Below are 21308 nucleotides of genomic sequence, written 5' to 3' on the forward strand. Positions count from 1 at the left end.
ATACATAAAAACATTAGTTTTGTACCCTATGAAATATCCATGGTTACAAAACGTAGTAATAGTTGCCTTGATTTTTTCCACAGTGTTGCTTTCTTGTGCTTCCCGCAAGAACAGGCGAGCTTCGAAGGAATTGAAGTCGCCCGCAGTAGAAATAGTAAAAGCGGAAAGTGAAGAGGCGAAGGCTATAAAAAGAGAAGAAGCAGCGGCTGCGTCGGCGGTTGAAAAATCGATTCCAGAAGAGAAACCCGTTGTCGAAGAAAAGAAACCCGTTGTGGAAGTTCCTTTACGCGTCGAATTACCCGACGTTAATCGAGAGTTTAGAGGTGCTTGGATTGCAACAGTTGCCAATATCAATTGGCCAAGTAAAGGAAATTACTCCACCGAAGCACAAAAACGAGAAGCCATACAGCTGTTGGACTTGTTAAAGGAGAATAATTTCAATGCAGTGATATTTCAAGTCAGGCCGTCAGCAGATGCCCTGTATGACAGTCCGCATGAGCCATGGTCTTATTTCTTGACAGGACAAATTGGCAAAAGCCCAAACCCTTACTATGATCCATTGACCTTTTGGGTAGAGGAAGCGCACAAACGTGGATTAGAGCTTCACGTATGGCTAAACCCTTATCGCGCGCATCATTCTACGGGTGGGGCGGTGACTAGTGAATCCATGGTGCGTAAAGCATCCGATATGGTTGTTCGACTCAAAAACGGCATGTATTGGTTTGAACCGGCTAATCCTAATACGCAAGATCATGCGGCGAGAGTAGTGCTGGATATTGTAAAACGATATGATATAGACGGCGTTCATTTTGATGATTATTTCTACCCCTATGCGAGTTATAACGGAGGGGCAGATTTTCCGGATGATGCTTCGTGGAATACCTATCGTAGAGCGGGAGGGACATTGTCGCGAGCAGACTGGCGCCGGGACAACGTGAACCGTTTTATAGAACGCGTATATAAGGAAATAAAAGCCGAAAAGAGTTTTGTAAAATTTGGGCTTAGTCCGTTTGGGATATGGAAACCTGGTTATCCATCAGGTGTAACAGGTTCTTCTCAGTACGATGAACTATATGCGGATGCCAAATTGTGGTTGAATAAAGGATGGATAGATTATTTTGCTCCCCAGTTATACTGGCCTATTGATCCGCCTCGGCAAAGTTTTACAGCCCTTTTGCGATGGTGGGAGTCGGAAAATACACACAAACGGCATCTTTGGCCAGGATTAAATACGGTAGAAGTACGAGCGCCAAACAGACCGCAGGAAATTGTCAGACAGATTGAAGAGACCCGGAAGCTGATCCCTAATAGTGTAGGCGCTATCCATTGGAGTATTGCTGGGTTAACGAACAGCCCCGGTATGGTGCAAGCCATGAAAACTGGCCCCTATAGCCACCAGGCATTAATTCCCCGATCACCTTGGTTACATGCAAATCCATTGTTGACACCCAGTTTGTTGCTGACAGAAGAAACCAGCAGCGTATTTGCAAAATGGCTGCATAAGCAGCCTGATCAAGTATTCCAATGGGTTGCCTATGCGCAATATGGCGATGTATGGGAATATGAAATATTGGATGGACAACAGACAGAAAAAAGTTATCCGAAAATAAAAAATGGAAAACCACTAAAAACGGTTGCTGTAAAAGCTATCGATCGGTTGAGCAACGAAAGCGATTATATTGCTAAAAAAGTGAAATAGACTTTATAAAACCGTATTATTAGGTTTAAAAAAGACGCTACATTATAAAAAAAGTAGCGTCTTTTTTCTTGTTTTAATTTTTCTTGTTTATGTTTGTTGTGAAATTAAAAACGCATAAATATGAAAAAATTCACCCATTTATTGCTTTTTTTAGCATTTTCTTTTGCGGCATGTGCTGATGGAAGTAAGCAAAATAGCGATAAAAACGCAGGAACCGATAAGCTTCAAATGAACGACCCAATAATTCCTGGTGCTGATCAGCTTTCTGCTTATTTGCCTTCACTAAAAGGAAAGAAAGTTGGTTTGATGGGTAATCAGACCTCTATAGTGGGAGAGGAGAAGGAGCATCTGGTAGATGTATTGTTACGGGAGAAGGTAGACTTAAGATTTGCCTTTGCACCAGAGCATGGATTTCGGGGAGATATTGAGCGTGGTGAAAAGGTGGATAATACGGTCGACAAAAAAACAGGCCTTACGTTGCACACGTTGTATGGTGAGAATGCGAAGGCAGATTCTATTGTAGGGTCGGTGGATGTTATGCTTTTCGATTTACAGGATGTAGGCGCTCGGTTTTATACGTATGTAGCCTCTATGCATCGGGTAATGCAGCTTTGTGCAAACCAAGGTAAAAAAATAATTGTGCTGGACCGACCGAATCCCAATGGGGATCAAGTGGATGGTCCGATACGAAAGGACGATAAGTTTAAAGCGAATATCAGCTATCATAAAATTGCGATGATCCATGGGCTAACGGTAGGTGAGTTGGCGAAAATGATTAATGGAGAAGGTTGGTTGGACGATGGTAAACAGTGTGATTTGGAAGTGATTCCCGTAAAGAACTGGGATCACAATATACCTTATGAGCTGCCCGTAGTTCCATCGCCTAGTTTGCCGAATTATGCCTCTGTAAGATTATACATGTCGCTCTGCCTTTTTGAGGGAACCGATATCAGTATAGGGCGTGGAACAGATTGGCCGTTTCAGGTAGTGGGTTATCCAGATCCCGTATTTGGCGAATTTACCTTTACACCGGGTACACGGCCGGGAATGGCCGCACACGTGGAGCAGCAGGATAATTTGTGCTATGGAATTGATTTGCGGAATGTGGATGCCGTCAATGAAAAATTCACGTTGAAATACTTGTTGGACTTTTATCATAAAATGCCGGATAAAAGCAAGTTTTTTGCTCGTCCGGAGTTTTTTGACAAACTCGCAGGAACCGATGAATTGCGGAAACAAATTCTTGCCGGTAAGACAGAAAATGAAATTCGTGACAGCTGGGCAGAAGAGCTAAAAGCTTACAAAGAAATGCGTGCGAAATATTTAATGTATGCTGATTTTGAGTAGAAAATCGGAAACACGCCTTGTGCGTGTTTTTTTATTCAAAAAAACCGTCGGGTATTCATAACATACGTTTTTACAAGAATTGTAAAACTAAAGCCGCAAAAATGAATCTTATTAGAAGTAATTGATACATTATAAATAAACTAACTTGCTATGCGAAAATCTTTACTATTTTCTGTTGCATTTGGGCTAACAACAGTATCGTTTGGTTCGTTGGCCTATGGGGGAGGGTACCCTATCGGCGAGGGTAAACCTCCGGTATCCGTTTCCGATATCAACATCCAAAATGCGGTTACGGGTCGGGTGACCGGTGCGGAGGGACCCCTTGCCGGTGTAACGGTAGCTGTAGTTGGCGGAACAACTTCCACCAGTACCGATGCAGAGGGGAGCTATTCTATCCAAGCACCAATGGGAGCGACATTACGCTTTACCTATTTAGGATACCACGCCAAAGATGTTGTCGTTTCTGGTAATACGCTGGATGTGAATTTGGAGGCCGAAGACACGACATTGGACGAAGTGGTCGTCGTGGGATACGGCTCGCAGCGACGTTCTAATATTACCGGAGCTGTGTCCACTGTGGATACGGAGAAGACCTTTGAAACGCGCCCGATTACCGATGTGGGGCGAGCTTTGCAAGGTGCTGTCTCCGGTTTATCCGTTTCGACGCCAAGCGGAGATTTGGGAGGCGACCCGACCATTCGGTTACGCGGTGTCAGCGGATCGTTGCAGACACAGGGCGGCGCGTCGCCATTGATACTGGTGGATGGGGTAGAAGTACCAAGTCTGTCCATGATCAACCCTACGGATATTGAAACCATGTCCGTCGTCAAAGATGCCTCGGCCGCCATTTATGGATCAAGAGCGGCATGGGGTGTTGTCTTGATCAAAACGAAATCAGGTAAAAGAAATACAAAGACATCCATCAACTATTCTAATAACATAGCCCTTCAGAAACCGACAACAACACCTGTTATTGCAGGAGGTGCAGAAGGAGCGAGAGCAGGGTTGCTCGCGCAACAGCGGACGAATCCCTCGCTAACGGGCTATAACAATTTAGGTACTCGTTACGATGACTATGCCATCGAGAAAATGGAAGAGTGGGAACGCCTATACGGAGGGCAAAATCTAGGTTTGGAGATGGTGGAAGGACGAGATTGGGAAGTGAAAGACGGATTTCTTTATTTCCACCGACCGTGGGATGCAGAAAGTATGTTTATGCGCGACTTTACACCGCAACAAAACCATAACCTGAGTATTACCGGCGGATCGGATAAAGTAAATTACAACGCCGGATTTGGATTGGTCTCCCAAACGGGTATATTGAAAGAAAACCCGGATAAATACAACCGATATAATTTTAATCTCGGCATAAATGCCGATCTCAATGACTGGCTGACAGGTTTTGCGAAAGTTTTGTATTCGGCTTCGGATGTTAGTAAGCCCTATTCCTTTAATGGCGACGTATTCGAGCCTATATTCTACATGTATCGTTGGCCGCGAAATTTTCCTTACGGAACGATCGACGGATTGCCCATGCGAAATGCGATAACAGATGTGCAGCAGGCAAACATGAATGTAAGAACGCTGAACATGACCCGTATTTCATTCGGGGGGCAGGCAACCATTATGGAGGGCCTAACCTTGGATGCCGACTACACCTATTCACAGTATCTCAACCGGTTTGATATCAATGGTGGTAGCGTAACGGGTTGGGATTTTTGGAACAAAACAGATTTTGATTATATGACGTACACCGGTGCGACGCACGACCGGGCGAGAAAAGAACGTAGCATGAGTACCCGGCATGTCGCGAATATATATGCGACCTACGATAAAAGCTTTGACGACGCACACAACTTTAAGTTTATGGCTGGGGCGAATGCCGAGCTAGCCGAATCGGACAACGTTTGGGGGCAACGGCTCGGGCTTCTTGACCAAAGTTATCCGCAGTTAGGTTTGGCCACGGGCGACCAGACGACAAGTTCGGGCGCATCGCATTGGTCTACACTCGGCTTTTTCGGGCGTATTAACTATGATTACCAAAACAAATATCTTTTCGAAGTACTGGCTCGGTATGATGGTTCCTCTCGATTCAATAAAGAAAACGTTTGGGGCTTTTTCCCGGCGATGTCTGCCGGATACGTGCTTTCTCAGGAAGAGTTTATGGACTGGACCAAACCTTATCTGGATTTCTTAAAAGTAAGAGCTTCCTGGGGTAGTGTCGGGAACCAAACGGTGCCTACTGGGCTATATCTGTCTACATTAAGCCAGGCCCCAACGAATTGGGTGATCGATGGGGTTAATCAGAATACGATGACGACGCCGACCATTGTTTCTCAAGATCTGACTTGGGAAACGGTAACAACACAAGAGATCGGAATAGATGCGGCATTTTTCCAGAATAAATTTAATGTGACGTTCAACCGTTTCAGAAGGACGATTTCGGATCTTATTACGGGGGGTGTGATATTGCCGTCTAGTTTTGGGGCACTCTCACCTTTGCGTAATTTTGGCGAGATGCAGACCAACGGTTGGGAATTGGAATTAGCTTATAATCATAGTTTCAGCAATGGTTTGAATATGCGATTGGCAGGTCAGCTGTCTGATTTCAAAGAAACGATCACCAAGTTCGATGGACAAGCTCAAGTAAATGTCAACGGTACCTCCACCAACTACGAAGGTAAGCTTATCGGCGAAATTTGGGGTTATGAGACTGATCGCCTTTTTCAAGTTGATGACTTCATTGCAAATCCAGATGGGACATATACGTTAAAAGAAGGGATTCCTTCACAGTCTTTTTATGAAACCCCAAATTTTAAATTTGGTCCGGGAGACATAAAATATAAAGATCTGAATGGAGACGGTGTGATCGGTATAGGGGATGGTACAGTGCAGAATCCCGGTGATCGAAGAATCATCGGTAATTCCAATCCAAGGTATCAGTATGGCTTCCGCGCAGATTTTGACTATAAGGGATTTGATTTAGGCTTCTTCCTGCAAGGAGTCGGCTCACGTGACATTTGGGCAGGAGGAGATTTTATCGTGCCGGGTTGGAGGCCTGCGGAAGCGTGGTATACACATCAAATGGACTATTGGACACCGGAGAATACGGGAGCGTTCTATTATCGGCCCACTGATCAGGGACAAAGTAATACCACGTTGAACCACATGCCGCAAACGAGATATCTGTTGGATATGTCTTATCTGCGGTTAAAAAATTTAACGTTTGGATATACGTTACCTTCATCGGTGATGGAAAAAGCTAAAATTTCGAAACTAAGGGTATTCTTCTCGGGCGAGAACCTGTTGGAATTTGATAATTTAGACGTTCCGGTCGATCCAGAAATAGATTACACCGTGGAAGGAAGAGATGATTCCAATGCTTTTGGTCGATCAGGCAATGATCTAAATACATTCGGTCGCTCCTACCCGTACCGCAGAACATTTTCATTAGGGCTTCAATTAACTTTTTAGAGATGAAACTACTTAAATATATAGCCATAGCAGGTATTTTATCGATGACATCCTGCTCTAAAGATTTTTTAGGCGATGATTTTCTGACCAAAGATCCGCTAGATCAATTGACGGATCCAGCATTCTGGTCGTCCGAAAACAACATCCGGACCTATACCTTTGGTTTTTATAACTCCTATTTCAAAGGATATGGCAGTGGTTTTGGTAGGGGAACTTTCTATGACGGGCAGTTTATCAACGATGATTTTATACCGATAAGCCCGAATGAAATCGTTGTGGACGAGTTTGTGATCAACGTGCCGACCTCGGGTGGAGGCTGGTCACCTACTTTGCCTGCAAGTCAAACACCAGCTGGTGTAACATCCTATTATTCCCGTATTCGAAAAGCCAATCACTTTATCAATAGTGTGCCGATTGCAGAACTCGCTGAAGAAGTTCAGAACCACTGGCTGGGTGTAGGGCGATTCTTCCGCGCTTTAGAATATGCAAATTTTGTGAATGCTTTCGGGGATGTGCCCTATATTGATCGAGTTTTAACGGAGGACGACCCCGACTTATACCGTCCACGTGACTCGCGCGTGTATGTCATGGACAAGGTATTGGAAGATTTCAGGTTTGCCGCCGAACATGTACGTGCCAGCGATGGACCGGCGCAACAAGCCGTCAACAAATATGTGGTGTTGGCCTATATGTCCCGGGTATTTCTATTTGAAGGAACCTGGTTGAAATACCATGGCGTCGATGAAGCGAAAGCAACGGAATATCTGGAGGCCGCGAAATGGGCGGCTGAGCAGGTGGTCACGAGTGGTGCTTTTTCGGTTTCCAATAACTATCGTGCTTTGTTTGCTTCGGAATCACTTAAAGGAAACTCCGAAGTTATCCTGTTTAAAGAATATGCGGAAGGCATTTTGTCGCACAGCGCGATGTCGTACAACAACCTGGAGCCGCAGGCCGGGATGTCCAAAAATGCACTAGATAGCTATCTATTGTCAGACGGACTGCCTATCGGTTTGTCGTCGCGTTACGAAAATGACCGGACGGTAGCCAATGCACTACGTGATCGTGATGGACGCTTAGTACAAACCATTGCACCGGAGCTCCGCATGATGAATGTGAGGAGCAACTTTGCCCTTTCAGGATACGCCGTACAGAAATTTCTGAACGAAAGCCTGCGGAATGAAACCGTGGGAACTGGCTCCTTGAATATTACCGACGCACCGATTATCCGTTATGGAGAAGTGCTCGTTAATTATGCGGAAGCCGTGGCCGAGTTGGGAACGCTGACACAAGGCGACCTTGATATAACGATCAACGTCCTTCGCAACAGAACCGGAGTTGGCCTGCCGAGATTAGAATTGGTAGGGAATCAACCTGCTGTAAACGGCGTTCCTTACGATGATCCGGCGCGGGATCAAACAGTGTCCAGCCTGATTTGGGAAATAAGACGCGAACGCCGGTCTGAACTGATGTTTGAAGGACTTCGGCTGAACGATTTGCGCCGATGGAAAAAGCTGGAGTATGCGGATACAGACAAAAATCCGACGAACAATAGAGGTGTTTATATCGTAAAAGCAGATTATACAGACGAACAATTGAACGGCATCACAATCGATGGTGCAAATGAAGGGTATATTATACCTTCAGCGTCTATTAAGAGGACGGTACAGGACAAGTTTTACCTCGATCCGATTCCTTTGGACCAGATTTCACTTTATGAAAGCAATGGCGTTGAGTTGAAGCAAAATCCAGAATGGTAAAGATAGTACAGGATCCAGTGTAAATACGGATTAATTTGATTTCTTAAAAAAAAACACGCGTTTATGCGTGTTTTTTTTGTTTTTGACAAAAACACTATATAAAATGCATAAAAATTTGTTTTTTAACTTTTGTTAACTATATTAGTGCAGGTTTTAGCGTTTTATGTTTTTGTTTTAATCAAAACATGCAGAATGTAACCTATTATACTAACAATCTAAATAAACTAACTAGCTATGCGAAAATCATTACTATTTTCTGTTGCTTTAGGGTTAATTGCTTCGGCGGGAACTGTGGCGGGAGCAGCATCTCCGACCGCACGCGCAGCCTCCTTGTTTCTGGATAATACAGTCCAGAACGTCATAAAGGGTAGGGTCACCGGCGCTGATGGAGCGATTGCTGGAGCTACCGTAAGTGTGGTAGAGGGGGCAACCTCTGTTTTTACGGACGACAACGGAAATTTCTCAATCAACGCGCCAATCGGTGCAACGCTACGTTTCAGCTATGTGGGGTATCAACCTAGGGACATTGTGGTGTCCAGCAATACTATTAATGTGGTACTGCAGGTGGAGGATAACCCGTTGGAAGAAGTGGTGGTGGTGGGGTACGGTCAGCAGAAGAAAGCCCATTTGACGGGTGCGGTTTCTTCCGTGGACGTGGAAAAAGCTATGGGCGGGCGACCGATTTCCGATGCCGGTCGTGGGCTACAGGGAGTTGTTCCCGGACTTTCGGTGGTTGTTCCCAGTGGTGAAGTTGGTTCCGACCCGATCATGAAAATCCGCGGGCAGGTCGGATCTCCTAACGGAGGAAGTAATCCGTTGATTTTGGTTGACAACGTAGAAGTGCCCAGCATCCAAATGATTAATCCCAGTGATATCGAAAGCATATCGGTCCTCAAAGATGCGGCTTCAGCCTCGATTTATGGAGCAAAAGCAGCATTTGGCGTCATCTTGATTACCATGAAGAAAGGTGCAAAAACCGATATGAATACCGTGACCTATTCCAATAATCTTTCTTGGCAGAAGCCCTTTAAGAATATCGAGATGGCCGGAATCGCCGGATTGGAATACACGGTCGATGCCCATGAAAACATGAACGCTGCCGGCGCAGCTGGCGGTTTTTGGCGTGTAGACCGCAACAGCCTCGAAAAAATCCGTGAATGGCAAACGAAATATGGCGGTGTCGTCGGTAATGAAGATCCGGTGGTTTACGGCAGAGACTGGTGGTGGGACGGTACGCAGAAATTCGGTTACCGAATCTATGACCCCGTGGCAGCAATGGTAAAAGATAATCCATTTTCCAATCTGCATAATCTGGGGTTGAACGGTAAAACCGGTAATACCAGCTATAATATCAACGTCGGTTATCTAGGACAGCAAGGAATGATGAAACCTGCTAATCACGACGATTTCAGGCGCTACAATGGTACACTAAATGTGTCCACTAAAGTAAATGAGGCGATCACGATGCGGGGCGGACTGATTTACTCCGATGGGACAAAGCGCTATCCAAATTCCAACAATTCGGCCGGTTTCGGTGCGGATCCTTGGTTATACCTGTACCGTTGGAGCCTATTGTTCCCGATCGGTGTGCAGCAAAATGGGCATGACATGATTGATCCAGCCTGGACGGCGAAAACATCCAAAGACGCCATTGATAATAAAAAGTATTTAAATCTCAATCTGGGAACGACCATTAATCTCACAAAGAACTGGGATATACAGGCTGATTATTCGCATAGTACTGAAAACTATGATTTTGAATCTGCAACTGTACCGCTTCAAGCTAGAACACATTGGTACGGTGTAAACGAAATGAAAGATGCTGATGGCAGGACGATCTATGTAGATGAGTCTGGAAATCCGGTCACTAATCCAGGCGATGGCATGATCGCTTATGAGTTCCCGATGACGGATTATGTGCTGCCGTCTGCCAGTTACTTTTATCAAAACTCTAATTTTCGCAGAAAACATACGCTGAATGCCTATTCTACCTATAATTTCGCGCTTCCGGAGGATCATCAGTTCAAGTTTATGGTGGGAACGAATCTAACCGCCTACAATTTCAAATCACATTGGTCTAACAAAACTGGTGTTTTTAACAGTGATAATCCGAACTTCACGTTTACCAACGGTGTAATGACGACAGGTGGAGACCGAGGATGGGACTCACAGATCGGTATGTTCGGTCGGGTAAATTATGCTTTTCGGGATAGATACCTACTGGAAGCCAATCTGCGCTATGATGCATCATCCCTATTTCCAGACTACATGCGCTGGAGTTGGTATCCCTCGTTCTCAGGTGGTTGGGTGTTGTCGCAAGAAGAGTTTATGCAATCACTTAATCCAATATTGAGTTTTGCGAAATTCAGGGCTTCCTGGGGCTCTATCGGTGATCAATCTATCAGCAACGGACTCTATATGCCGACGATGGTAGCCGGACAGTCAAACTGGCTTTCCAATGGGAATAAGGTAACTACGATTGGTACACCTCGTCTGGTGGGCAGTGGATTGACTTGGCAGCGTATTGAGCACCTGAATATAGGCGCGGATTTACGTTTTTTCAATAATAAGCTAGGAGTTACAGCAGAATGGTTCCAGCGGGCGACAAAGGACATGATTGTCGGGGGAGAGGTTCCACCTGCAACATTAGGCACAGGGGCACCATTAGGGAATTATGGTAACCTGCGTACCCGCGGCTGGGAATTGGAATTTGATTTCAATCATCGCTTTACAAACGGTATCGGGTTAAATGTCATGGCCAATATCTCGGATGCAATGACATTTACGACCAAAGGGGCGGATTGGAATACGCCTTGGGAGGACCGATCGTTGGGGACTACCTTTTCTACCGGCAGACGCTATGGCGATGTGTACGGTTTTGTGACCGACCGCTTATTTCAGGCCGAAGATTTCGTCTATGATGCAAACGGAGATTTTGTGCAGACCAATATCGTATACAATGGGACAGGAAAGATGACAAATATGTTAGCCGGCGATAATCCGGTATATCAGACTTATTTTGAGGATGGTAACCAGACCATGTTGATTAGTCCTGGCGATATCAAATTCGTGGATGTGAATGGCGATGGATATATCGATGCCGGAAAGAGTACGAATGGCGACCCCGGCGACAGAGTCGTAATCGGCAACATTACACCACGCTATCAGTATGGGTTCCGTGTCGGTGCCGACTGGCAAGGTTTTGATCTGGCGGTGTTCATGCAAGGTGTAGGGCAGCGGAAAATATGGGGAACTGGCCAATTAGCTGTTCCGGGATATTTTGCCAAAGAGGGTGCTATGCCAAAGGTAATTGCGGAAGATTACTGGCGGCCTGATCGTACGGAAGCGTTCTATCCGAGAGCCTGGAACCTCAACGGTGCTAATGAAGGATATGTGATGCGTGCACAATCCCGTTATATGCTGAATATGGCCTATTTCCGTATCAAAAATATCACTTTTGGTTATACGGTGCCGCAATCCTTTTTACAGAAAGCAAAGCTGTCCAATGTCCGGTTATTTATTTCGCTGGAAAACATGTTTACGTTCGATAAACTTCGAGGATTGCCAATCGATCCGGAAGCGATTTCCGGTGTTTCCATGCTTAAAGATGATGGTTTGAATACCTACAACTTAGGTCGGACGGGAACATCGAATCCAACGTTCAAATCGGCATCTTTCGGTGTTCAAATTGGTATTTAATGGTTTAAAATGATGAAAGTTATGAAAACGAAATATATAGTTGTATATGCTGTTCTGCTGTTATTATTCTCTAGTTGTGATAAGTTTTTAGACCGACCGCCTCTGACAGAGCTGGATGATAATACCAATGGCTGGACAAGTGAAGAGAAGATCCGTATGTATGCCGATAAATATTACGCTGATTTTTTTAATGGTTATGGTATCGCGTTCAATTACGGAACGGCTCCCATGGCGTCATCTACTAACACAGATGACGTGGTAAGTCTGGGGAATCAAGCCAATTTTACCAGATCCGTACCCAATTCGGGGATATGGAGCTACGCGAATATTCGATCTTTGAATATTATGTTGGATCGCATTGAAACCCGTATGGGTGATATCCTTAGCGAGGATGCAAAGGCACACTGGACAGCTGTCGGTAAGTTTTTCCGGGCCTTCCGTTATTGTGAACTGGTACAGAGCTATGGTGATGTGCCGTATTATGATTTTGAGCTGTTTGATGCCGATTTTGATGAACTGTACAAACCCCGGACACCGCGCAACGAAGTGATGAACCATGTTTATGACGATTGGCAATATGTGCTGGAAAATATCCGTACAAGCGATGGTGATGACCAGAAACTGAACAGGTATATCGCAGCGGGCTTCATCTCCAGGCTAGCATTAAATGAAGCCTCTTGGCAGAAGTATTATTACAACAACCCTACACAGGCAAAGAAATTCTATGAATTGGCGGTAGAAACGGCTCAAATAGATATCAGTAGTGGTAAATATGATATCGTGACCGATTATAAATCGTTATTTACGTCCAAAGATTTAAAAGGCAATAAAGATATGGTGCTATACAGAGGCTATGATGCTGCATTGGGTGTGACGCACGCTATTGCCTCTCAGTGCAACCTGTCGGAATCCACCAACAACGGACCGACGACGGATTTGCTGAAAGCCTATTTGTGTACCGATGGTCAGACATGGGGCAATTCTGCCGTAGCGAATGCGTCCGAATTTGATTTGACCAGTATGATCCAGTCGCGTGATCCTCGTTTTGAAGCCACGTTTTACAGCAAACCTAACCTGCTGAACAGGTCCGCACTGTTTTACGTGACTAAATATTTTTCCCGGGAGGCAGAAGAATCTGTTGCAACGGGCAAAGGTCTTCCTACGGAATTTACATCGAATAGGAACGAAACCGATGCACCGGTGTTGCGTTATGCAGAAGTGTTGCTGAACTGGATTGAGGCTAAAGCAGAGTTGGCTGGCATGGGTGGAGCTGCGGTGACACAAGATGATCTCGATAAATCCATCAACAAAATACGGAATCGTCCGTTGGCTGCTGAAGCGATAAGCCGAGGTGTGCAAAAACTGCCAGTATTGTCTCTCGGCGCGCTGCCGAATGACCCGGACAGGGACGTAAGCGTATCACCGTTGCTATGGGAAATACGTCGGGAGCGTCGTCTCGAATTTGTTTTTGAAACGAACCGTTTGGAAGATCTTCGCCGTTGGTCGAAGCTGGAATATATGGATAACGATCAGAATACCGACCTGTTGTCCGGCGGTTGGGTCAACTTTCCAACTGAACTTGCGGATGAGCTGGATCCAAAGAATATAGGTGTCTTGTCGGTGATAGATAAAGATGGTACGGAAACAATCTATGACGGTACCAATGATACGGATATGGAAGGGTTCTACAAACACCAGAGCAATAGACCACGTCTACCATTCCTAAACCAGGCAAATATGAATCCTTATTTAAGCCCTGTAGGTTTGGTGCAGATGGATGAATATGTGATAAGAGGATACGAACTGACACAGACGGAAGGCTGGCCACAGAACTAACAAAATAAGGTTAAACATTAAAAATATACCGCATGAAATCAGTATATAAAATAACAGCAATCGGGTCAATGTGTATCTTGTTGATGGGCATCCTGTTCTCTTGTGAGGATGATTTACCCGGCGGGATAGATACCACATCGCAGATGACCGTGCTGAAATCGATTAAAATCGTTAATGTCGGTGAGGCTGGCAATGGAGTGGTGGAGGGGACTATCAATGAGGAAACGAAAGAAGTTTCGTTCCCGAGATTGGATACGTTAACCGATTTTGAACACCTGCGTTTTGAAGCTTTACTTTCGGACGGCGCAAAACTGGATCAGGAAACGTATTCCGTTGTGTTCGAAGAAGGAAAAACGGAAAAGGTAATCGTGGTGAAAGTACAGAACGATCCCCGCTATCGCGAATACTTGGTGAAACTGCGTCTGAACGTGCCAGTATTTGGTGCAGAATTCAGCACGCCGATAATATACGATTATTCTTCAAATCCATTAGGAAATCCGATATATGCTACCTTTACGGGTCAGCTAACCCGGGGTACCGGCTTTGACGGAGAGCATGTGCTCATCGTCAGCAGATCGGCTTTCTCAGTCACCGATGCGCACCTGTTGAAAGTCAGTGATCTGAAAAATAATACCATTAACCGGATTAATCTGAATGTCGGGAATGTTGCTGCCGGTTCGCTTGTTGTTTCTGGAGGAGCGCAGATTAATGGTCATACATATGTAGCAAATATTTCTGGTGCGGCCGCTTCGCCATTGAAGATTTATCATTGGACAGATCCGACCCAATTACCGGAGGTAACGCAGATTAATATGGCTACCGTTTCGGGAGCAGGTACCAGACATGGGGACAATGTGTCATTCAATTTGGATCAGAACGGAAATGGCTATATTTTCTACATTAGTGACACCGGTCCAGTTTTACGGCTGAAAGTTTCTAATTATTCGCAGATTACAGAGCCGGCGGTACTTTCCGTCCCATTCACCTACGGACAATGGTCTTCTTATCTTCAAATAGGGAATACCGAGTCCTATCTCATTACGAGTAATACGCAGCCGGTTTCCGTGATCAGTTCGGGAGGTTCGATATCCTACTCCTTGGGAGCATCGTCTATTCCAAAAGGTTCGGATGCTCGTGTGATTGAGTTCAATGGCGAACGCTACTTGATGATGATATCTGTGGCGCGTGGCCCGGGTGATGTCTCCACGCTCTATCTATATAATATTACAAAAGGAAGCAGTGTCGCCGATGCATTGGCTAATTTTGAACAGACTGATAAGCAGCCCATATATCAGTACAACTTGTCGACGATTCCCAATGGCGCTCCGGCTTCGCAAACGGGCTTTAAAGTCGTCAAAGATGAAGAAGGGAATGATAGCGTACTGCAATTATTCGCAGGTGCTACAGACGCCGGCTTTGTGATTATAGAAGTGCCGAAAAAGCAATTGGAAGAGGAAGAATAGAAATATAGACAACGAAGCTTGCCTGCGGCAAAAGCAGATGAGCTTCGTTGTTATTAAAAATATACGAATGAAGAAGAAAAAGCTAATAAGTATTTTGTTTTTGAGCTTTGCACTGCTGTTGCATAGCTGTAACAAAGATCGTCCGGAGCCCTCAAAACCGACCCCCAAACCTGGTGATGAAGACGACAATCCGACAACGGAACTAATATTGCCAAAAAACGAAATGCGGGCAGTTTGGATTGCTACGGCATGGGGATTAGATTGGCCGATTGGTGTTTATGGAGAAGCCCAGCAGAAACAGGCTTACATTACCATGCTGGATAAATTTCAGGAACTAAAAGTAAACACCATATTCTTTCAGGTGAAAGCCATGGGCGATGCGTTTTATAATTCACCTTATGAACCTTGGGCAGCGTCTATCGCGGGTACACGCGGACAAGATCCCGGTTATGATGTCCTGAAATTTCTGATCGATGAAGCGCACAAACGCCGGATAGAATTTCATGCCTGGATGAACCCCTACCGTATCGCTACTAGGGCAAATGCCACCGCGAATTATCCGGCATTGCATAGTTCTGTCGAAGCAGACTGGGTTGTGAGCCACGAAAAAATCCAGATATATAACCCGGCTGTACCGGCAGTGCGGACACGCCTGGTGGATATTATCCGGGATATTTTGGCTAAATACGATGTTGACGGTATTCATTTTGATGATTACTTCTATCCAGATCCTACGAGTGCCGGCACAATGGTTTCGGATGCTGCCGACTATGCACAATATGGAGCGGAATACTCGTCTATAGAAGCTTTTCGCCGGGGCAATGTAGATAAGGCTATTCAGGCGGTACACGAGGCTATTGTTGCCACAAAGCCGACCGTTGTGTTTTCCGTTTCACCGGCCGCTAGCAAGAACTACAACTATAATACATTGTATGCGGATGTAGCAAAATGGTGTCAGCAAGGGTGGCTGGATCTGCTCATCCCACAGCTGTACCAAGAAATTGGAAACAGCTCAAACGACTTCAAGGCGAACCTGGCAGACTGGTCGCAGAATAGTTATGATGTAGCGTTGGTCATTGGCCACGCTATTTATAAATTCGGTGATGCTACACAATCAGCAGCTTTTCAGTCTGCCGACGAATTGGAACGGCAAGTTGAACTGAGCCGGAAAGATGCCAAAGCTGTGGGTAGTGTATTGTATAGTGCTAAGTCTGTGATGGAAAATAAAATTGGTATTACCAATAAGATAGCTTCTTTATACAGCAACCCTGCCGTGATGCCTTTTATGGGAAGGGGGGCTGCTTCAGATCCTGTGGTAGTTACCAATGTGAAGATAGAAGGCAATACATTGAAATGGGATAAAAATAATAATGAACGTTTTGTCGTTTACTATACGAACGACCTGAAGAAAACAGGTCAAGTGGTCGTTATCACTGATCAAAACAGTTTGACGCTGTCGATGAACGGTTATTATTGTGTCACCGCGTTGAATAAGGATAATAAAGAAAGCGCGGCATCTGAAACAGTGGAACATTAAGAAAGACAACATCCAACAATGAGGACGATAATCACTATGCTGGTTTGCATATTTGGGAGTGTATGCGGGCATTGCCTTGCCCAACAACCCTTCAAATTTGCCCAAGTAACCGATACCCACGTAGGTGGATCTACGGGAGCAGAAGATTTAAGACGCACCGTTCGGGATCTCAATCAGCAAAGCGATATCGATTTTGTTATCCTGTCGGGGGATGTAACCGAGTTTGGGTCCGATAAGGAACTTGCGTTGGCAAAACAGATTTTAGATAGCCTCTCTTTACCTTTATATGTATTACCCGGTAACCACGACAGCAATTGGTCAGAAAGCGGTGCGAACTCATTCCGAAAAGTATTTGGCGATGAAACGTTTTTCTTTCGTCATAAAGGCTATCTATTTATGGGAACGACATCGGGACCTAATATGCGCATGAGTCCGGGGCAAATACCGCGGGAGAATTTGGTGTGGATGGACTCCATATTTAAGGCAAATCCGGATACCGAGACCCCATTGGTCTTTATTAACCATTATCCGTTAGATTCCTCCTTGAATAACTGGTATGAAGCGATCGACCGTTTGAAACAAAGAAACGTGCAATTGGCGATGTGTGGGCATGGACATAACAACAACGTATATAACTGGGAAGGCATACCGGGCGTTATGGGACGTTCCAATTTGCGGGCAAAGGATTCCGTCGGCGGTTACAATATTATTTCTATCGAAAATGGAACGGCTACCTATAGCCTGCGTAGACCATTGTGGAAAACCGAGGCAAGCTGGACACAAGTGCCCTTGAAAAATCATCACTTTGATCAAGGGACTATTTCTTATAAACGGCCAGATTTTTCCGTAAATGATAAGTATGCAAGCCGGGTACAGGAAGTCTGGCGATTTCAAGATAATGCTGATTTGGGAGCAGGACTAGCAAGTCATCGGAATTTGATCTTGACAGGCAATACCGCCGGACAAGTTTTTGCGCTCGATGTAAACACCGGAAAGAAAGTGTGGGCGTACCAAACAGGAGGTAAGGTTTATGCTACACCAGCAGTCTGGAAAAACACCGTGGTTGTGGGCTCTTCGGATGGGACGATATACGGGCTGAACGCAAACAATGGCCAGTTACAATGGCAGATAAAAACAGAGAAAGCGGTGTTAGGTAGCGCGGTAATCGAAAAAGGGATTGCTTTTGTTGGTGGTTCTGATGGGACATTCCGCGCCATAGATGTGAGAGAAGGAAAAGTCAAATGGACATTCGATCAGCTCCAAGGATATGTTTCTGGAAAACCTACATTGTATAAAGATAACGTGGTATTTGGTGACTGGGGAAATGGGTTCTATGCATTGTCCAAGAAAACCGGCGAGTTACAGTGGTCTTGGGATAACGGGCATAAAAACCGTATGTTCTCGGCTGCGGCGTGCTATCCTGTAGCAACAAACAACCGTATTTTTATTGTCGCACCAGATCGTTATATGACTTGTTTGGACGCGGTGACGGGAGAGGAGATTTGGCGGGAAAAAAAAGACGCCATAGGTGTTCGCGAGTCCATGGGGCTTTCGGAAGATGGACGTTATGTATATGTAAAAACGATGGATGGAAACCTACTTGGTATATCCACTAAGGCGGATAGTATGGATATTGTCTGGCGTTCAACATTGCAGTTGCCCTACGAGCTAACGCCGTCTGCCATAGCAACCAACGGCCGGCAAGTGTTTGTACCAAGCCATTCGGGACTTCTTTCTGGCGTTGATGCGAAGACTGGAGAAGTTTTATGGCAGTATAAATGTTCAAATGCGATGATAAACCCTATATTTGTTTTGAGGTCTAACCAAATAGTTATCACCACGATGGATGGTATGATGATGAAATTTAACCTCGGCAAAGAATAACGCATGAAACCGGAAAATCTTTTTTTAAAGTATTTCTGCGTGTTTATGCATGTTTTAGATTAAAATTTGCATTTTTGTGTTGGAAGTAATAGAATTTTAAATGGTAAGAGTTACGGAAAAGGAGTCGAACTACCGAGACTTAGATAAAATGTCGGTCAACGAACTGTTGACCAATATGAATAAGGAGGATAAAACCGTGCCATTAGCTGTGGAGAAAGCGATTCCGCAACTGGAGGCGCTGGTGGAGGTTACCGTGGAGAAGATGAAAATGGGGGGGCGTTTATTTTATATAGGTGCCGGAACGAGTGGCCGTTTAGGTATTTTGGATGCTTCGGAATGTCCACCGACTTTTGGTGTGCCCTTTGACTGGGTCATCGGACTAATAGCCGGTGGTGATACCGCTATTCGTAAAGCTGTGGAATTCGCAGAAGATGATATGGAACAGGCCTGGAAAGATATGGAAGAGTATGATATCGATGAGAACGACGTCATCATCGGGATTGCAGCATCCGGAACTACACCCTATGTTATTGGGGGATTGAGACGAGCTAATGCGGAAGGATTGCTAACAGGATGTATCGTATGTAATAGTAATTCACCTATTGCGCAGGAAGCACAATATCCGGTAGAAGTTATAGTCGGTCCCGAATTTGTAACAGGTTCTACGCGGATGAAATCAGGTACAGCGCAAAAGCTGGTGCTCAATATGCTGAGCACTTCCGTCATGATCCAGCTCGGACGGGTAAAAGGCAATAAAATGGTCGATATGCAATTGTCGAATATAAAACTAGTTGCCCGCGGCGTGCGGATGGTTATGGAAGAGACAGGACTCGATCAAGAAGCAGCCTCGATACTGCTAGAGCGCTATGGTAATGTGCGGAAAGCTATAGAAAGTTATCAATCCTTAAAATCGTAATATTTTACTTTTAACTATGTCGCCAATTACCTTATTGATGTTCTTATTTGTATACTTCGGTATACTACTGGGCGTGTCTTATTTTACCTCCCGTAAAACTGCGGATAATGCGACGTTCTTTGTCGCAAACAAAAGTTCCAAATGGTATATGGTTGCGTTCGGGATGATTGGTGTAGCCCTGTCGGGGGTTACTTTTATCTCCGTTCCGGGAGCTGTAGGGGTTTCAAACTTTAGCTATTTTCAATTTGTTTTGGGGAACGCCCTTGGATTTCTGGTGATTGCCTACGTTTTGTTGCCACTTTATTATCGGATGAACCTCACATCCATTTATACCTATTTGGAGGAACGATTAGGGCATAAGAGCTATAAGACAGGGGCGATGATCTTCTTAGTGTCCCGAACAATCGGATCAGCCTTTCGGTTGTATTTGGTGGCTATTATTCTTCAAAAATTCATTTTTGACGCCTGGAATGTGCCTTTTGGAATTACGGTAGCCGGATGTTTATTTTTAATATGGTTATACACCAATAAAGGCGGACTGAAGACCATCATTATCACGGATATGTTCCAAACATTTTGTCTGGTACTAGCTGTTGTCTTGTCGATTTATTTTATGGCAGATGGGCTTGGTATCTCTGTTTTGGAGGCATTTGAGCGTGTGAAAGAAAGTTCTTATTCACAGATTGTGGTATGGGAAGATCTATTGGGAGATCGAAACCATTTCTGGAAACATATTGTTGGAGGAGCATTTGTAACGATTGCAATGACCGGTCTCGACCAAGATCTGATGCAGAAAAACTTGAGCATGAAGACCATTGGTGAAGCACAGAAAAACATGCTTACTTTTACGGGGATATTTGTTGTTATCAACTTATTTTTCTTGGCTGTTGGGGCATTGCTCTACATTTATGTGGCCGAAAAAGGGATTGATGTCAGCATGCTTCGTACACCAGATTATCTTTATCCCGAGATTGCACTGAACCATCTGTCTATAGCTGCGGGCGTGATCTTTATGATGGGATTGACGGCAGCGACCTTCGCGACGACCGATTCGGCACTCACGGCGTTGACGACATCGTATTGTGTGGATTTTCTCGACTTTAATAAGGCAAAGGATCCGAATGCGAAGGCCTTGGTGCGGAAGCGGAATATCGTGCATTTCGCCTTTAGCGTCGTGATGCTTGTCGTCATTCTGATATTTCGGTTGTTAAATGATGATTCGGTCGTGACGGCCATTTTTACCGCCGCAAGTTATACGTATGGGCCGCTGTTAGGTTTATTTGCCTTTGGTATATTAACACGAAAAAAGGTGAATGATCGTTTGGTGCCTTATTTCTGTATCCTTTCGCCCATTATATGGTATGTATTGAATACCTATTATATTATTCCCTATACCAGCTATCGTATTGGTTTTGAGTTGATTGTTTATAATGGGCTGACGACTTTCCTCCTGATGTGGGTGACTTCTCCGGGAAAGCTTCCGCGGGAGGAGCATAGCGTATCGTAATTCATTTTAGATAAATTTTAAATTTGATCGTACATTAACTATATTTGCAGCACGCAAGCGGCGATCGGGAAATTAGCTCAGCTGGTTTAGAGCACTACCTCGACAAGGTAGGGGTCACTGGTTCGAACCCAGTATTTCCCACAAAAAAGGAGACTTTACGAGTCTCTTTTTTCGTTTCTACAGTTTATT

General features: G+C 44.9%; 11 protein-coding genes and 1 tRNA gene. All 12 read left to right on the top strand.

The features are described from left to right. Window positions 1-28 precede the first annotated feature (28 nt). Entirely contained in the window at window positions 29-1699 is a 1671-nt protein-coding gene (locus H8B06_RS03830; protein WP_190992975.1) for a glycoside hydrolase family 10 protein, read from the top strand. Between the two features lie 120 nt (window positions 1700-1819). Further along, window positions 1820-3046, top strand: coding sequence for an exo-beta-N-acetylmuramidase NamZ family protein (locus tag H8B06_RS03835; protein ID WP_190992976.1), 1227 nt, complete (start codon window positions 1820-1822; stop codon window positions 3044-3046). A 150-nt stretch (window positions 3047-3196) separates the two neighbouring features. After that, entirely contained in the window at window positions 3197-6520 is a 3324-nt protein-coding gene (locus H8B06_RS03840) for a SusC/RagA family TonB-linked outer membrane protein (protein WP_190992977.1), read from the top strand. Between the two features lie 2 nt (window positions 6521-6522). Beyond that, entirely contained in the window at window positions 6523-8277 is a 1755-nt protein-coding gene (locus tag H8B06_RS03845; RefSeq protein ID WP_190992978.1) for a RagB/SusD family nutrient uptake outer membrane protein, read from the top strand. Window positions 8278-8511: 234 nt separating this feature from the next. After that, window positions 8512-11976: a SusC/RagA family TonB-linked outer membrane protein gene (locus H8B06_RS03850; protein WP_190992979.1), complete on the top strand. Its 3465-nt coding sequence runs from the start codon at window positions 8512-8514 to the stop codon at window positions 11974-11976. A gap of 21 nt (window positions 11977-11997) precedes the next feature. Continuing rightward, a complete protein-coding gene (locus H8B06_RS03855) occupies window positions 11998-13812 on the top strand; it encodes a RagB/SusD family nutrient uptake outer membrane protein (RefSeq protein ID WP_190992980.1) in 1815 nt (604 codons plus the stop codon). Window positions 13813-13844: 32 nt separating this feature from the next. Beyond that, a complete protein-coding gene (locus H8B06_RS03860) occupies window positions 13845-15275 on the top strand; it encodes a DUF4623 domain-containing protein (protein ID WP_190992981.1) in 1431 nt (476 codons plus the stop codon). A gap of 67 nt (window positions 15276-15342) precedes the next feature. Beyond that, complete coding sequence (locus H8B06_RS03865) at window positions 15343-16812, top strand: glycoside hydrolase family 10 protein (RefSeq protein ID WP_190992982.1); 1470 nt, start codon at window positions 15343-15345, stop codon at window positions 16810-16812. 18 nt (window positions 16813-16830) lie between these two features. Beyond that, window positions 16831-18696 (top strand): outer membrane protein assembly factor BamB family protein, encoded by a 1866-nt coding sequence (locus H8B06_RS03870; RefSeq protein WP_190992983.1) that lies wholly within the window; start codon window positions 16831-16833, stop codon window positions 18694-18696. A 100-nt stretch (window positions 18697-18796) separates the two neighbouring features. Next, window positions 18797-19612, top strand: a complete 816-nt coding sequence (gene murQ, locus H8B06_RS03875; protein WP_190992984.1) for an N-acetylmuramic acid 6-phosphate etherase — start codon at window positions 18797-18799, stop codon at window positions 19610-19612. Between the two features lie 16 nt (window positions 19613-19628). Beyond that, window positions 19629-21119 carry a sodium:solute symporter gene (locus H8B06_RS03880; RefSeq protein ID WP_190992985.1) on the top strand — a complete coding sequence of 497 codons (1491 nt, stop codon included), beginning with the start codon at window positions 19629-19631 and terminating at the stop codon, window positions 21117-21119. 66 nt (window positions 21120-21185) lie between these two features. Continuing rightward, a tRNA-Val gene (locus H8B06_RS03885) sits at window positions 21186-21260 on the top strand. The last annotated feature ends 48 nt before the right edge of the window (window positions 21261-21308 follow it).

Origin of the sequence: Sphingobacterium micropteri, from assembly GCF_014692515.1 — a bacterium.
Classification (GTDB): Bacteria; Bacteroidota; Bacteroidia; order Sphingobacteriales; family Sphingobacteriaceae; genus Sphingobacterium; species Sphingobacterium micropteri.